This window comes from Marinobacter gudaonensis (assembly GCF_900115175.1).
Lineage (GTDB): Bacteria > Pseudomonadota > Gammaproteobacteria > Pseudomonadales > Oleiphilaceae > Marinobacter > Marinobacter gudaonensis.
Genome location: NZ_FOYV01000001.1, coordinates 2,260,423 through 2,276,742, shown reverse-complemented (window position 1 = coordinate 2,276,742; position 16,320 = coordinate 2,260,423). Strand labels below are relative to the sequence as shown.

At 57.7% G+C, this 16,320-nt stretch carries 13 protein-coding genes; 7 read left to right on the top strand and 6 right to left on the bottom strand.

Annotation, left to right across the window (positions count from 1 at the left end; all coding sequences use genetic code 11):
- Positions 1-220 precede the first annotated feature (220 nt).
- Positions 221-1,936 carry a carbohydrate-binding module family 20 domain-containing protein gene (locus BM344_RS10305; RefSeq protein WP_091989228.1) on the top strand — a complete coding sequence of 572 codons (1,716 nt, stop codon included), beginning with the start codon at positions 221-223 and terminating at the stop codon, positions 1,934-1,936.
- 96 nt (positions 1,937-2,032) lie between these two features.
- Positions 2,033-2,803 carry a VC0807 family protein gene (locus BM344_RS10300; RefSeq protein ID WP_091989225.1) on the top strand — a complete coding sequence of 257 codons (771 nt, stop codon included), beginning with the start codon at positions 2,033-2,035 and terminating at the stop codon, positions 2,801-2,803.
- A 134-nt stretch (positions 2,804-2,937) separates the two neighbouring features.
- Here the strand turns inward: BM344_RS10300 and gyrB are convergent, their stop codons facing one another.
- The 5 genes from gyrB to dnaA form a co-directional block, all read right to left on the bottom strand.
- Positions 2,938-5,352 carry a DNA topoisomerase (ATP-hydrolyzing) subunit B gene (gyrB, locus tag BM344_RS10295; protein WP_091989222.1) on the bottom strand — a complete coding sequence of 805 codons (2,415 nt, stop codon included), beginning with the start codon at positions 5,350-5,352 and terminating at the stop codon, positions 2,938-2,940.
- A gap of 52 nt (positions 5,353-5,404) precedes the next feature.
- Complete coding sequence (recF, locus tag BM344_RS10290) at positions 5,405-6,538, bottom strand: DNA replication/repair protein RecF (protein WP_091989219.1); 1,134 nt, start codon at positions 6,536-6,538, stop codon at positions 5,405-5,407.
- Between the two features lie 131 nt (positions 6,539-6,669).
- A complete protein-coding gene (locus BM344_RS10285) occupies positions 6,670-7,941 on the bottom strand; it encodes an ABC1 kinase family protein (RefSeq protein ID WP_091989216.1) in 1,272 nt (423 codons plus the stop codon).
- A 14-nt stretch (positions 7,942-7,955) separates the two neighbouring features.
- Entirely contained in the window at positions 7,956-9,059 is a 1,104-nt protein-coding gene (dnaN, locus tag BM344_RS10280) for a DNA polymerase III subunit beta (RefSeq protein WP_091989213.1), read from the bottom strand.
- 55 nt (positions 9,060-9,114) lie between these two features.
- Entirely contained in the window at positions 9,115-10,557 is a 1,443-nt protein-coding gene (gene dnaA, locus BM344_RS10275; protein WP_407656853.1) for a chromosomal replication initiator protein DnaA, read from the bottom strand.
- A gap of 657 nt (positions 10,558-11,214) precedes the next feature.
- Between dnaA and rpmH the strand changes: the two genes are divergently transcribed.
- From rpmH to mnmE, 5 genes are all read left to right on the top strand, one after another.
- Positions 11,215-11,349 (top strand): 50S ribosomal protein L34, encoded by a 135-nt coding sequence (rpmH, locus tag BM344_RS10270; protein WP_008940054.1) that lies wholly within the window; start codon positions 11,215-11,217, stop codon positions 11,347-11,349.
- 15 nt (positions 11,350-11,364) lie between these two features.
- The gene (rnpA, locus tag BM344_RS10265) at positions 11,365-11,772 is read left to right on the top strand and encodes a ribonuclease P protein component (RefSeq protein WP_091989206.1); all 408 of its coding nucleotides are present in this window, start codon (positions 11,365-11,367) and stop codon (positions 11,770-11,772) included.
- Complete coding sequence (gene yidD / locus BM344_RS10260) at positions 11,772-12,065, top strand: membrane protein insertion efficiency factor YidD (RefSeq protein ID WP_091989203.1); 294 nt, start codon at positions 11,772-11,774, stop codon at positions 12,063-12,065. The genes rnpA and yidD overlap by 1 nt, the downstream gene beginning before the upstream one ends.
- Before the next feature lie 4 nt (positions 12,066-12,069).
- Positions 12,070-13,785, top strand: coding sequence for a membrane protein insertase YidC (gene yidC, locus BM344_RS10255; RefSeq protein WP_091989200.1), 1,716 nt, complete (start codon positions 12,070-12,072; stop codon positions 13,783-13,785).
- 72 nt (positions 13,786-13,857) lie between these two features.
- Entirely contained in the window at positions 13,858-15,228 is a 1,371-nt protein-coding gene (mnmE, locus tag BM344_RS10250) for a tRNA uridine-5-carboxymethylaminomethyl(34) synthesis GTPase MnmE (RefSeq protein WP_091989197.1), read from the top strand.
- A gap of 23 nt (positions 15,229-15,251) precedes the next feature.
- Here mnmE and thpD read toward each other — a convergent pair whose 3' ends face one another.
- Complete coding sequence (thpD, locus tag BM344_RS10245; RefSeq protein ID WP_091989193.1) at positions 15,252-16,187, bottom strand: ectoine hydroxylase; 936 nt, start codon at positions 16,185-16,187, stop codon at positions 15,252-15,254.
- Positions 16,188-16,320 lie beyond the last annotated feature (133 nt).

Sequence of the window (16,320 nt, the reverse complement as noted above, 5' to 3'; positions counted from 1 at the left end):
CGGCTTTTTTGTTCCCGGCTTGGGAGGTTGCATGCGCTCATACCATTCAGTGTGACCTAAATGTGTACCCTTCCTCCATCTACGCCCCTCTGATTTGCGTTGAGGATGTTTTGAGCAATAGTTGATCACTGCATGTTGTCCTGTAGCGGGCGAAAAACGTGTTCTCTTTTTCCAATCGCCTGCTGAATGCACCACAACAAAGACAAGACAGGAGCATGCAATGAGTCAGTTTTCTCGGTTTATCGCCGGTGCCACCCTGGGCGCGGCTTTGGCACTTCCGGTTCAAACGGCCCAGGCCGGGGCGTTTGTGCATCTGTTCGAGTGGAAATGGAGCGATGTCGCCCAGGAATGTGAAAACTTCCTGGGGCCGAAAGGCTTCAGCGCCGTGCAGGTGTCGCCGCCCCAGGAGCATATCCAGGGCAGTGCCTGGTGGACGCGTTATCAGCCGGTCAGTTATCAGTTGAACAGCCGCAGCGGTGATGCCGCGGCTTTTGCCGATATGGTCCAACGCTGTAATGCCGCCGGTGTGGATGTCTATGCCGATGCGGTGATCAATCACATGGCCAATGGCAGCGGTACGGGTACCGCCGGATCCCCGTACAGTTCCGGCTCCCTTAGCTATCCGATCTACAGCAGCAACGATTTCCACACCCCCTGCGGCATCAATCCGGAAGACTATGGCACCGATGCCTGGCGGGTCCGGAACTGCCAGCTGGTGGGACTGCCGGATCTGGATACCGCCGATAGCTACGTGCAGGACACCATTGCCGGTTACCTCAATCAGCTGGTGACTATGGGTGTGGCCGGCATTCGGGTGGACGCCGCCAAGCATATGTCACCTTCCGACATCACAGGGATTCTGGGGCGGGTGAACAGTCCGCTGTATGTGTTCCAGGAGGTGATCGACCTGGGCGGGGAAGCAGTCAGTGCCACCGAATACACGGGCACGTCGGACATAACAGAGTTTCGCTACAGCGCGTCTCTCGGCAATGTCTTCAAGAACCAGAGCCTGGCTTACCTGGCCAACTTCGGCGAGAGCTGGGGTTTCCTGGCCGGCGGTGATGCGGTGGTGTTCACCGATAACCACGACAACCAGCGGGGCCACGGGGCCGGCGGCAGTAATGTGCTGACTTACAAGGACGGGAGTCTGTATAACCTCGCCAATGTGTTCATGCTCGCCTGGCCCTATGGCTACCCGAAGGTGATGTCGAGCTACGGATTCTCGGACGGTGACCAGGGGCCTCCCGCGCAGGCGGTGTACCAGAACGGCAGTGCCCAGTGTGGGGGAGCCTGGATCTGCGAACACCGTTGGGATTCCATTGCCAACATGGTTGGCTTCCGCAATGCCACCGACGGTACCGGGGTTTCCTACTGGTGGGATAACGGCAATGACCAGATTGCGTTCGGGCGCGGCGCCCGCGGCTTTGTAGTCATCAACCGGGAAGGTGCCCCCCTGTCCAGGACCTTCAACACCGGCTTGCCGGATGGTCAATATCGCAACGTGGCGGGAGACGGCAGCTGCGTGACGGTGCAGGGCGGCGAGGTCACTCTCAACGTCGCCGCGATGGAAGCTGCGGCGTTGCATGTCGGGGCCGATTGCAGTGGCGGCGATGGCAGCTCCGGTGACGGCGGCAAGGTCTCTACCACGTTCACCTGCGGCAACGGCACCACCGAGTGGGGTCAGAGTGTTTACGTCACCGGCAATGTTTCCCAACTGGGGGCCTGGTCACCGGCCTCGGCCCGTAAACTTGAGCCCTCCGCCTATCCGACCTGGACCGGGCAGTTGGACCTGCCGGCCAACTCCGCGGTTGAGTGGAAGTGTCTCAAACGCAGCGAGACCGACCCTGCAGTCCAGGTCCAGTGGCAATCCGGGGCCAACAATACCCTTCGGACGGGCAATTCTGGCAGCACCGCCAGCACGTCCGGGAGCTTCTGAGGGCGGTTATGTCCTGGCTCGGATTCGTCGTATACTGCCGGGAGTCTTCCGGCAGTCCGCACGGAGCTGCCGCTGTTTCACCAATCAGGTTCCGCCATGACGTCTCCGAGTTCTTCCAGTAGTTCCCAGCCGCAGTCCAGAGACCACAAGCCCCGTCCGTGGATTGATCTGCTGGTGAGTATCGTCATCCCCTCCGTGATTCTGATGAAGTTCAGCGGAGAAGAGCACCTGGGCAGCGTCAACGCACTGATCATTGGTTTGGCGTTTCCCCTGGGCTGGGGGCTGTTCGAGCTGGTCCGTTACCGGAAGAAAAACTTCATTGCGGTGCTGGGGCTGATCAGTGTCGGGCTCACCGGCGGCATTGGTCTGCTTGAGCTTGACGCCGGCTGGCTGGCCATCAAGGAAGCGGCGATTCCCGCGATCATTGGCCTGGCAGTGCTGGTATCCACCCGCACCCGGTACCCATTGGTACGTACCCTGCTGTACAACCCGAGCGTTCTGGATGTGGACAAGGTGCACCGGTCACTGGAAGAAAAGGGCTGTGTGGAAGAGTTTGAAGCTCGCTTACTGAAAGCCAGCTACTTTTTTGCCGGTACCTTCCTGTTTTCCTCCATTATGAACTATGTACTGGCCAAGTGGATCGTGGTGAGCCCCTCGGGCACCGAGGCTTTCAATGAGGAACTGGGGCGGATGACGCTGGTTAGCTACCCGATGATCGCCATTCCTTCCATGATCATGATGATGTTGATTTTCTACTACCTGTGGCGCACCATCCGGCGCCTGACCGGATATACCCTGGAAGAGGTTATGGCGCCACACCTGGCGGAGAAGGAAAAGACGGCCCGGGAAAAATCTTCCGAGTCGTGAACAACCACCGGGCCCGCGGTGTGCCTGGCCCGGCCCAAGGTTGAAAGCCAATAAAAAAGCGGCGGGGGCTTTGAGCCTCCGCCGCTTTTTTCTGTCCGGCCAATTCAGGCCAGGCCGGATTCCGGACCGATCAATCAGATGTCCAGGTTGGTCACTTCCAGGGCGTTGGTCTGGATGAAGTCCCGGCGGGGCTCCACATCGTCGCCCATCAGGGTGGTAAAGATCTGGTCGGCTGCGATGGCATCCTCAATGGTTACCTTCATCATCCGGCGGGTCTCCGGGTCCATGGTGGTTTCCCAGAGCTGTTCAGGGTTCATTTCGCCGAGTCCCTTGTAACGCTGAATGTTGAGGCCGCGCTGCGCTTCCTTCATCAACCAGTCCAGGGCGCCCTCGAAAGACAGCACCGCCTGTTTGCGCTCCCCGCGCTGCACATAGGCGCCTTCTTCAATCAGCCCGTCCAGGGTTTCGCCCATGCGGGCAATGGCCGCGTAGGACGACGATTCGAAGAAATCGTGGCTGAACACGTGCTCGTGGGGAATACCGTGCACATAGATGGTCACCTTCGGCAGGTAAAGGTCGCGCTCGGTGTCGCGGGTCACCGAGAAGGTGTACTTGGTACCGGTGCGGGTGTCCAGATCCAGTCCATCTCCCAGGCGTGCAACCCAGCGCGCGACTTCGGCCTCGTCCTTCAGATGCTCGGACCTCAGGGTCACGTTCTGGAGCATCTGCTCCAACACCTTGGCGGGGTAGGCGCGGGAAAGGCGACCGATCATCGCCATAACGGCCTGGTAGTCCTTGACCATGGTTTCAAGGGCGGACTCCTTGATCGCCGGTGCCTCCGGGTTCACAAACAGCTGCGCATTCTCCAGGGCGGTCTGTGTCAGGTAGGCTTCCCTGGCCTTTTCGTCTTTCAGATACTGTTCCTGCTTGCCACGCTTGACCTTGTACAGGGGCGGCATGGCGATGAACACGTGCCCGCGCTCGATAATCTCCCGCATCTGACGGAACAGGAACGTCAGCAGCAGGGTGCGGATGTGCGAACCATCCACGTCGGCATCCGTCATGATGATGATGGAGTGATAACGCAGCTTGTCCGGGTTGAACTCCTCGCGACCAATGCCGCAACCCAGGGCCGTGATCAGGGTGCCAACTTCGGCCGAAGACAGCATCTTGTCGAACCGGGCTTTCTCCACGTTCAGGATTTTACCTTTCAGGGGCAGGATGGCCTGGGTTTTGCGGTCCCGGCCCTGCTTGGCGCTACCGCCCGCGGAATCACCCTCCACAATGTAGAGTTCGGAAAGGGCGGGATCCTTCTCCTGGCAGTCGGCCAGTTTGCCGGGCAGGCCGGCGATGTCCAGAGCACCCTTCCGGCGGGTCATGTCACGGGCCTTTCGCGCCGCTTCTCTTGCACGGGCCGCCTCGATCATCTTGTTGACGATCAGCTTCGCCTCGTTGGGCTGTTCCTGAAGATACTCGGCAAAGCTCTGATAGAGTTCCTGTTCAACCGCGGTTTTTACCTCGGAGGAGACCAGCTTGTCCTTGGTCTGGGAGGAGAATTTGGGATCCGGCACCTTGACGCTGATGATCGCGGTCAGGCCTTCACGGGCGTCGTCACCGGAAGTGGCTACCTTGGCCTTCTTGCCCAGGCCTTCCTGTTCAATGTAATTGTTCAGGGAACGGGTCAGTGCCGCCCGGAAGCCCGCCAGGTGGGTACCACCGTCACGCTGCGGGATGTTGTTGGTGAAACAGTAGATGTTCTCCTGGAAGGCGTCGTTCCACTGCATGGACACTTCCACGGCAATGCCATCCTCCCGCTCCCGATTGAAGTGGAATACCCGGTTAATCGGGGTCTTGTTGGCATTCAGATGCTCAACGAACGCTCGCAGACCACCCTCGTATTCGAAGACTTCTTCCTTGCCAGTGCGCTCATCGGTCAAGCGAATACGAACGCCGCTGTTCAGGAACGCCAGTTCCCGAAGCCGTTTGGCCAGGATGTCGTAATGGAATTCGATGTGGGTGAAAGTGTCCGGGGAGGGGATGAAATGGACCTTGGTTCCCGAGGCATCGGTGTCACCCACTTCTGCCAGTGGTGCATTGGGCACTCCATGGGTGTAGCACTGCTCGTACACCTTGCCATCACGACGGATGGTCAGGGTCAGGGTGGAGGAGAGGGCATTCACTACCGATACGCCAACGCCGTGCAAACCACCGGAGACCTTGTAGGAGTTGTCATCGAACTTACCGCCTGCGTGCAGGACAGTCATGATGACTTCCGCCGCCGAAACACCTTCCTCTTCGTGCAGATCCACCGGGATACCCCGGCCATTATCCTTGACGGTTACGGACTCATCAGGGTGAATCACCACGCCGATTTCCGAGCAGTAGCCCGCCAGCGCTTCATCAATGGAGTTATCCACCAATTCAAAGACCATGTGATGCAGGCCGGTGCCGTCATCGGTATCGCCGATGTACATACCCGGACGCTTTCGCACCGCATCGAGGCCCTTCAAGACTTTGATACTGGAGGAATTGTAGTTCGATTCGCTCATTCGGAAACTCCTGAAGCCTGGAATGGGAGGGGCCTGACAGACCCCACCGCTTTTATTCTTCCGTCAATTTTCCATGTTCCACGTGGAACAATCTGTAATCCGGGGCAGTCCCCCGGGGCCAGAGCTGGTCGACGACCGGGTGCTCAATCGAGGTCATAAACACCTGGCAACGAAGGGACTGGAGCCGCTGCGCCAGCATGGCGCGGTGCCCTTCATCCAACTCGGCATTAATATCATCCAGCAGAAACGTTACCTGCTTGCCCAAAGCACTCAACACCATGCCCTGGGCGATTTTCATCAAAATGACCAGCGTCTTCTGCTGGCCCCGGGAAAACGTCTCCGAGACGGGCCTTCCCTGGAACTTTAGCCGGACATCCGCTCGATTGGGTCCATACAGGGTATGCCCCACTTTCCGCTCCTGCTCCCGATGATTCAGCAACAGGCTTTCCAGGGATTGAGAAATATCCCACCCCTGAAACAATTCCAGCTTCAAACCATCGGTCCAGGGTACATCCACTTCCTGCACCAGTGTCTCGAATGCCGTTTTGAACTGATGAAAGGTGGCAGAACGGGCCTCGGAAATCTGGGCGCTCAGCGCAGCGTATTGTCGGTCCCAGACACGCATCATGGCTTCGTCTAGTCTACCATTTCTCAGCGTTTGATTCCGCTGCGATGTCACTCTCTGACACTGCTGCCAGACAGAACCGAAGGAAGGTTCCACGTGGAACACTGCCCAATCCAGAAACTGTCGGCGCTTGCCCGGACCGCCCGCCACAACATCAAACACCCCGGGGTCAATCACCGACACCGGCAGATGCCTGGCCAGGGAGGAAAGACTCCGAACACTCACACCATCCACTCGTAAAGTGGTTTCTTTCTGGGAAAGGTCCCGACCAATACCCAGTCTGTGCACCAGGTCATCGCCGCCTGACGAGTCCGATCCGAATGTTTCAAGACCCTGGTCCAATCCTCCAAATACCGTGAAACGCTGTTCCCCATGCCTCGCCACCGCCTGATGCCGACTCACCCGAAATGACCGACCGAGCCCAAGGTAGCCGATGGCTTCGAGCACACTGGTCTTGCCACTGCCATTCTCACCGTAAAGCAGGTTAAAAGACGGTGAAAAGCTGACGGGTGCAGAGGACAGGTTTCGGAAGTTCTCGGTCTGGAATCTGACAAGCGCCATACGGGAGCTAGCTCAACGAGGAAGCGGGGCGGGCGGCCAAGCCCGGTGAAAAAGCGGAGCCCAACGAAAAAGGCAGCACCCAAAACGGTGCTGCCTTAGTGTACAAAAGCCGGTGCCCGAAGGCGACAGGCTCAGTGCAACATGTTCAGACGCTCGTCCATGAACACGTCCATTTCCGGGGCGAGGATATGCACGTACCGGTCAAAATACAGGAACTGCTTGAGGAGCAGGGCGAATTCCCTCGGAAAATGCAGACCATGACTTTCCCCGATCTTCACCATATCCATCAGAATATGGTTTACATCGTCTTCCGCCTGGTCTGCTTCGTAGGGCACCTGATCCGGAACCATCTTGTCCATCTGCTGGTACAGTCGACGCAGATCGCCCGCCAGATCTTCCACCCGAACCGTCTGGCGAGTAATGCCAATGCGGATCATGGCGTCTGCCATACCTTCGAAGTTACCGACCATGATCGATGAAATAAAATCACTCACCGCTTGCCAGGTATCCGGCTTGATACGCCCAACAATTCCAAAATCAATAAAACCGACCCGGCCATCCTTCAACACCATAAGATTGCCCGCGTGGACATCGGCGTGGAAAAACTCGCACTGGGTCAGGCTCGAAAACCAGGTATTCATTGCGGTAATCAGTGTTCGCTCCGGATCTCTCGCGTAACCCCGGATGCTTTCCAGGTCGGTCAGCGGTACGCCATGGAACCGCTCCATGGTCAGAATGCGGCGCGTGCTGCAGTGCTCAAACACCCGTGGTACCGCTGCATCCTCGTTATGGGTGTCGTGCAGAAAATCCCGGAACACCTTCAGATTGTTGGCTTCCTTGATGAAGTCGCATTCCTCCATCATGGTGCGCTGGATTTCCTCAACAATACCCGACAACGAGGTCCAGGACAGCTTCGGCGCCAACGTCTCCAGAATTCGCGCAGACATATAGAGAAAGTTGAGATCGGTCAGCAGGATGTTCTCGACACCCGGCTTCTGTACCTTGATCACCACTTCCTCACCGGAGACCAGGCGCGCCGCATGCACCTGGGCGATGGACGCGGAGGCGAGAGCCACCGGGTCAATCTCCGAGTAGACTTCATCCAGGGGACGACCCAACTCTTCACGGATGATCTTCTTGATCACTCCGAACGGAAGCACGGGCGTCTTGTCCAGGCAGTTTTGAAACTCCTCGACATACTCCTTGGGGAAAAACGTGGGCGAGCTCGCAATGAACTGCCCCAGTTTTATGTAGGTAGCACCCAGGGATTCAAACGTCTGTCGCAACAGTCGGGGCGTCGGTGGCCGATCACCCCGAAGCCAGTTGATCCCGGTGCGCCCGAGCACCGACACGGTTTGTCCGATCCGGAACGCACCCTTGATTCCATTCGTTACGGTACTCATCAAACTTGTAACTCCTACAGCCTCATGGGCATAACGACATACAGGCAACGGCTGTCGTTTTCCGCTTCAATCAGTGCGCTGCTGTTCGGATTGGAGAGTGTGATTTTCACCTGATCCTCGTCCAGCGCGTTCATCACATCCACCAGATAGCCTACATTAAAACCGATCTGCAGGGATTCGCCCTGATACTCAACTGGCAGCGCGTCTTCGGCCTGTTCCTGATCCGGGTTATTAGCGAACACCTGCAACTCATTGTTGGAAAGATTCAGGCGTACGCCACGAATGTTCTCGTGGGAGAGGATGCCAGCGCGTTGAAGCGTATTCTTGAGCGTGGCCCTGTCGGCCAGCACCACCTTGTCTCCGCCCCGGGGAATCACCCGGTTGTAGTCCGGGAACTTGCCCTCGATCAGCTTCGAGGTGAAGGTATAACTGCCCACGGTGGCCCGAAGATGATTGTCACCGATCACCAGAGTCACCGGCGTATCGACGTCATCCAGCAATCTGGCCAGTTCCAGAACCCCTTTACGGGGCACAATCACCTGCCGTAACTCCGGACACTGGGTAGCCAACTCCAGATGAGCCATGGCCAGCCGGTGCCCGTCAGTGGCGACGGTCCGCACGTGATCCTTGTTCACCTCCAGCAAAAGACCGTTCAGGTAATAACGAACGTCCTGTTGGGCCATGGCAAAAGCTGTTGCATCCAGCATTCTGCCCAGTTCCTTCTGGGGCAATTCCAGCCGGAAGCTCTCGGCTTCATCCTCAACGTTCGGAAAATGCTCCGCCGGAAGGGTAGACAGGGTGAAGTGACTGGCGCCAGAACGAACGTGCAGACGATCGCCTTCCAGGGACAGATCGATGGGCGATTCGTCACCCAGTGCCCGGCAGATGTCGGAGAGCTTGCGGGCCGGCACGGTAATCTGCCCCGGCTGATCCACATGCACTGGCGTAACCCGCGCCACCAGCTCCACTTCCATATTGGTACCGGTGAGGGTGAGGGTGTTGTCTTCGGCTACCAGCAGCACGTTGGACAGCACCGGCATGGTCTGTTTCTTTTCCACCACGCCGGCAATGCTTTGCAGCGGGGTAAGCAGGGATTCACGGCTGATCGTCAGTTTCATGGCACTCAGCTTTCTTGATGTTGGAAGGGTGAATGTTGTTCGCCGACGCCTGGCATCAGGTGGTCAGCAACCTCATAAAATTCTGATAATCCTCGCGGATGCTGGGGTCAGTCTCCTGCAACTCCACGATTTTCTTACAGGCATGCAACACGGTGGTATGGTCCCGACCGCCAAACGCGTCACCGATTTCCGGCAAGCTGTGGTTGGTCAGTTCCTTCGACAGTGCCATCGCCACCTGGCGGGGTCGAGTTACCGTACGGGTACGACGTTTGGACAACAGATCCGCCACCTTGATCTTGTAGTACTCCGCCACCGTCCTCTGAATGTTGTCGATACTGACTTGTTTTTCGTGCAATGCCAGCAAATCTTTCAGGCTTTCCCGGATAAACGGCGGCGTGATCTCGGACCCGGTAAAGTGAGCATTCGCTATCACCAGACGCAGCGCACCTTCCAGTTCCCGTACATTCGAACGAATTTTCTGGGCAATAAAAAAGGCCGCCTCGCTGCTGAGTTTCACATTCGCCTGATCGGCTTTTTTCATCAGGATGGCAACCCGGGTTTCCAGCTCCGGCGGTTCCACCATCACGGTCAGGCCCCAGCCAAAACGGGATTTGAGACGTTCCTCCATGTCAACGATCTCTTTCGGGAATCGGTCGCAGGTGACGATTACCTGCTGGCCACCTTCGAGCAGGGCGTTGAAGGTATGGAAGAACTCCTCCTGGGAACGTTCCTTTCGGGCGAAGAACTGAATATCGTCAATCAGCAGGGCATCAACCGACCGGTAATACCGTTTGAATTCGTTGATAGCGTTCAACTGCAGCGCCTTGACCATATCGGCGACAAAACGCTCGGAGCGCAGATAGGCAACCTTGGCCCGCGGATTACGGCGAACAATCTCGTTGCCAATGGCGTGCATAAGGTGGGTTTTACCCAGGCCAACACCACCGTACAGGAACAGCGGGTTGTAGGCGCCTCCCGGGTTTTCCGCAACCTGCATGGACGCCGCCCGGGCCAGCTGGTTGGACTTGCCCTCCACAAAGGTCTCAAAGGTAAACCCTTCGTTCAGAAAACTCTGGTGCTTGATGTCCCCTTCCACCTGGACGGGGCGCCGGTCACCGCTGCTCTTGGGTTTGATTGAGGCGGGTCCCGCCACCGTTGCGGCGACCCCTTTCTCTTCCTCGGTCACCTGGCTGCCGGTTTCTTCGTGGACCTGTCCGTTGACCCGGACCGGCACTTCCGAGCGCTCGACGGGTTCGCTTTCCCTCGGGGCGGAACCCACTTTCATGTTGACTCGAGGTGCCTGACCACCGTTCAGATCCTTGAGGACCTCCTCTATACGACGCAGGTATTTCTCGTTGACCCAGTCCATCACAAACCGGTTGGGTGCGAACAGCATTAGCTGGCCCTCCCGGTGATCGGATTGCAATGGCCTCAACCAGGTATTGAACTGTTGTGCGGGAAACTCATCCCTAAGAACTTCAAGACATTGATGCCACATACTGTTCGGCACGACAGCCTGCTCCCGATAATCCAGAAATGTCTCCCCCGGACAAGGGGCGTCCTGTCCTGTGAGATGACCCCGAATTCTAACCCGCCCGGCCCGCCAGTGAAAGAGTCAAACCGAGTTAATAAACAGCCTGTGGAAATTTTAACATATATTTTTCAATAACTTGAAAACTTACCTACAGGGTTGTGTACAGAAAAAATGTTGCAATGGAGTTACTCACAAGCCCCTGTGTGCAGCCAGGGGTCAACCCTGTTGGCAAACACTGGACCCACCCCTGAATAACTCGCCACGGGATCACATACCCGACTTTTTCACATTTCGCCCCGGCCTTGTCCACAGAGCTCACGGGCAGTTTTCAAAGTATCTGTCAACGGCTCAAGATTCTGTATTTCTGACTATTTTCCTGGTTACCCACAGAAACAGCCCGTGCTAATAACAGTAATAATTAATCCTTAAAAGAATTCTAAAAAGACCTAAAGAATTTATTAGTGGCCTGCCCACTCGCCACTACCACGCACCTCCGCAAAACCCCCTACCAATAGCCATTGAATTCCCACCGGTATTTGCATAGAATGCCGCTCCTGTTTTGGCTGTACATTTTCCGGCCAACAACCGAACAACCAACTGACGAATTGTGAGATCATCACCATGAAAAGAACGTTTCAACCTAGCGTCCTGAAGCGTAAGCGCGTTCACGGTTTCCGTGCCCGTATGGCCACTGCCAACGGTCGCAAGGTCCTTTCCCGTCGCCGTGCCAAGGGCCGCGCACGTCTGTCTGCATAAGACCAGCGTGCCTCTATGAAGGCTTTGAATTTCCCGAAATCGCACCGGCTACTGCGACCTGCTGATTACGGCAAAGTCTTCGACAACGTGGAACTGAAAGTTCCACACCGGAATTTTCTGGTCCTGGCAACGCCCAATACTCTTGGCCACGCCAGGATCGGTCTGATTTTTTCACGGAAGAACCTGAAACTTGCGGTCCAGAGAAACCGCATCAAACGCCAGATCCGGGAAAGCTTCAGGCATCAGACCGATTTGCCAGCCCTTGATATCGTAGTCCTCGGACGACAGGGTCTCGCCGCTCTGGGCAACCCCGACATCCGGGCATCGGTCGACGATCTCTGGCGCCGACTCAGAAAAAAACACGCCCAGACAAAACCATCCGCTACGGCCTCCTCCCAGGGTGCCAGTCGAGGAACGGGGTAATGCGCAAGCTGCTGCTTCTGCCCATTCGCGTCTACCAGTATGCGATCAGTCCCCTGATGGCCAGTCATTGCCGCCACTACCCCACTTGTTCTCAGTATGCGATCGAGGCCATCAACCGGCATGGTTCGGCGAAAGGATTGTTCCTGGCAATCCGCCGTCTGTTAAGGTGTCATCCTTGGGCCCAGGGCGGCTACGATCCGGTGCCCGGTACCGGAAGGTCAGAACAACACCAGGCCGGGCCACACTGCGGGCATAACGACCACCCCTACACAACAACCCAGACCAGACAGTAACTCTATGGATATTCAACGCATCGTATTATTTGGCGGCCTGGCTATTGTCAGTTATCTGATGGTGCTTGCCTGGAATGAGGACTATCACCAGCAGCCACAAACGGCTCAGGTAACCCAGTCTGTACAGGCCCAATCCGGGACCGAAAACGGCGCGGCGGATGATATGGTGCTCCCGGACGCCAACACCGGGCAGGCCGGTCAATCAGAGGAATTCAGCACCCCTGAATCCGGCCAGACGCTGGCACCGTCCGAGCCTTCTGAAACCACGATTGACGATCAGTACATCCAGGTCACCACCGATGTGTTTGAGCTGGTGATTGATCGGGTCAGTGGCGATCTTGTCCGGGCGCAACTGCTCAACTACGACAAGACCCTGGACAGCGAAGCTCCACTGACGCTTCTGAACAACACACAGAATCGTCTGTACGTACTGGAAAGTGGACTGATTGGTCGGGATGGCCCCGACAGCCGGAACAGCGGTTCTGCGCCTGTCTACGAGAGCGCGGCGACTAGCTACACCCTGGCCGACGGCAAAAACCAGCTTCAGGTGGACCTGACGTTCACCACCGAATCCGGTGTCAAGATCACCAAGCGTTACCAGTTCGAACGTAACAGCTACGAGATTGACGTTCGTTACCTGGTAGACAACCAGTCCGGTCAGCCCTGGCAGGCCAACTTTACTGGCAAGATCGTGCGGGACCAGTCACCGGATCCCACCTCCCAGGCGAGCATGGGTATCCAGGCATTCCTTGGCCTGGTCATCAGCTCTCCGGAGGATCCCTACGAAAAGTTTGATTTCAGTGATTTGCAGGAAACCCGCATCAACCAGTCGATCACCAACGGCTGGCTGGCCTTCCTGCAGCACTATTTCCTGTCGGCCTGGGTGCCGGAACGGGACGTCCCGGCCCAGTTCCAGACCACCCGCCGTGGTTCCAACTACGTGATGGGCTTTGTCTATCCTGCGACCACTGTGGCTCCCGGCGAAACCGCGGAAGTGGGTGCCCGTGCCTACGTCGGACCGAAAATCATTGATCGCCTCGAGAACATGGCCCCCAATCTCGACCGTACCGTCGACTTCGGCTGGCTGTTCTTCATCTCCCTGCCACTGTTCATCATTCTGGAGTGGTTCCACAGTCTGGTAGGCAACTGGGGCGTCGCCATCATTCTGTTGACGGTGCTGGTCAAGGGTGTGTTTTTCCACCTCTCGGCCACCAGCTACCGCTCCATGGCACGAATGCGAGCGGTTGCTCCCCAACTGACCCGCCTCAAGGAGCTCTACGGCGATGATCGTCAGCGCATGTCCCAGGAAATGATGGCGCTGTACAAGCGGGAGAAAATCAATCCGCTGGGTGGCTGTCTGCCGATCCTTGTTCAGATGCCGGTGTTCATCGCCCTGTACTGGGTACTGTTCGAGAGCGTGCAGTTGCGCCATGCGCCGTTCATGCTGTGGATCAACGACCTGTCCCAGATGGATCCGTACTTCATCCTGCCGATCCTGATGGGCGCCAGCATGTTCCTGCAGATGAGTCTGAACCCGACGCCGCCGGATCCCATGCAGGCCAAGATCATGAAGTTGATGCCGCTGATCTTCACGGTCTTCTTCCTCTGGTTCCCGGCCGGTCTGGTGCTGTACTGGCTGGTGAACAACATTCTGTCGATCGCCCAGCAGTGGTACATTACCCGCAAGATCGAGACAGAAATGGCCGGCAAGAAACACTGACACCTGTCAGTTCGCCGACCTGACAAAGGCTCCACTACGGAGCCTTTGTGCTTTTCAGACGGTGGAAAAACCATGAGCCAGACTTCAGACACCATTGTTGCCATTGCCACCGCGCCGGGCCAGGCCGGTGTCGGCATTGTGCGCGTGTCCGGCCCCCGGGCCGGTGCCATTGCCAGCCGCATGCTCGGTTTTACACCCAAACCGCGCTACGCCCATTACGGCCCGTTTCTGGACCAGCAGGGTGAACTAATCGATGAGGGCATCGGGCTGTTTTTCCCCAATCCTCATTCGTTCACCGGTGAGGATGTGTTCGAGCTGCAGGGCCATGGTGGTACCGTCATCCTTGATCTTCTGCTCCGGGAAGTCTTGGCCCAGGGGGCGCGGCTGGCCAGGCCAGGGGAGTTCTCGGAGCGGGCGTTCCTGAACGACAAGCTGGATCTGGCCCAGGCCGAAGCCATTGCCGATCTGATTGAAAGCAGTTCTGAACAGGCCGCGCGCTGCGCCGTGCGCTCCATGCAGGGGGTCTTCTCCCGCCAGATCGATGAGCTGGTGGGCGCGGTTACCCATTTGCGAATCTATGTGGAGGCCGCTATCGATTTTCCCGAGGAGGAAATCGATTTCCTGGCGGATGGCAAGGTGGCCAGCGATCTTCAGGACCTGTTGGCACGGCTCGACCGGATCCTGGGCGAAGCCCAGCAGGGCACCATTCTTCGGGACGGCATGAAGGTGGTGATTGCCGGCCGCCCCAATGCCGGCAAGTCCAGCCTGCTCAACGCCCTGGCCGGGCGTGAAGCGGCCATCGTCACTGCCATCGAGGGCACCACACGGGACGTGTTACGGGAGCATATCCACATTGATGGTATGCCCCTGCACATCATTGATACCGCAGGCCTGCGTGACAGCCCGGACGAGGTGGAACAAATCGGTATTGCCCGGGCCTGGGAGGAAATCCGCCAGGCCGATCGCATTCTCCTGATGGTGGACGCCACCACTACGGACCGCACCGAGCCCCACGAAATCTGGCCGGATTTCATCGACCGGCTGCCGGCCAATGCCCCGGTTACCGTGATCCGCAACAAGGTGGATCTGTCTGGTGAAGCGGTGGGCATCACCGCCGAGCCCGGTCAGAGCGCGCCGGTGATCCGACTGGCCGCCAAATCTGCCGAAGGTCTGGAGATTCTCCGGGACCACCTGAAGCAGTGCATGGGGTTTGCCAGCACCACCGAGGGTGGCTTTCTGGCCCGGCGGCGGCACCTGGATGCCCTGGAGCGCGCCCGGTCGTCTCTGCTCCAGGGGCAGGATCAGCTTGAAGGTTTTGGTGCCGGCGAGCTTCTCGCCGAGGATCTGCGGGCAGCCCAGGACGCCCTCGGTGAGATCACTGGCCACCTGACGCCGGACGAACTCCTGGGCAAGATCTTCAGCAGTTTCTGCATCGGCAAGTAGGGCGCGCCGACAACGTCCCGGTCTCAGCCGGTTTTGCGTGCATCCCTGGAGTCGTTGGGCATCAGCGCGCGGGTATTGGTCCGGTTGCCCAGGAAATCCGGGCGAGGTTTGTTGCCGCAGTAGGGCGCTTCCAGTTGATTTTCCACACTGTTATAGACAAAGAACAGGTTACTCCGGGGCCAGGGTGACATGTTCGCATTCGAGGCGTGTAGCGTGTTGCACTCAAAGATGATCAGCGAACCGGCGGGCCCGGTAGGCGCCTTGATGCCGTTGCGGTCCACCAGCGCCGCCAGATCCTGTTCGTTGGGAACGCCCAGCTCCTGCTTTTTCAGAGAGGATTGATAATTGTCCTCCGGCGTGCGGCCAACGCAGGGCACAAAGGTCTTGTGGGAACCGGGGATCAGCATCAGCGGGCCGTTGAACGGGGTGTTATCGGTCAGGGCGATGGAAAAGCTGACCGCGCGCATGCGGGGCATACCGTCCTCGGCGTGCCAGGTCTCGAAATCCGAGTGCCAGTCGAAGCCCTTGCCATGAAATCCGGGTTTGAAATTGATGCGGGATTGGTGGATGTAGGCGTCGCTGCCCAGCAGCTGGCGCACCATGGCCAGAATTTTCGGGTCCCGCGTCAGCTGGTCAAACCGGTCAGACAGCTCGTGAATGCCGAAGATTGAACGGATTTCCTGCTTTCCCGGCTCGGTGATGGTGCCTTCCGAACGCAGGATGCTGTCATCCTCCTCGTAGGCGCGCAGATCCTCGCGAAACCGGCGAACAGTGGACGGGTCGAGAAATCGGTTGAAGACCAGGAAACCGTCGCGCTCGTATTGGGCCAGTTCGGTTTCACTCAAAGGTCCGTCGGTACGGTCCGTGCCGGTGCTGTGGACAACGGGATCCAGCCGTTCAAAGCTTGGGGTGGGGCGCTCGAGGCGGGTCGGGTAAAAGTCGTCAGTACGAGTATCCATATTCGAACCTCCTTCTTTTATTGTCGAAAGCCTGTCTACTTGTTCAGTTTCCTTATTTAACTCATATAGTTAATGTCTTTTTCAGAGAAGCCTGCCAAAAAGTAAGGGCGCGTCCCGGGTTTTCAAGGGCAAA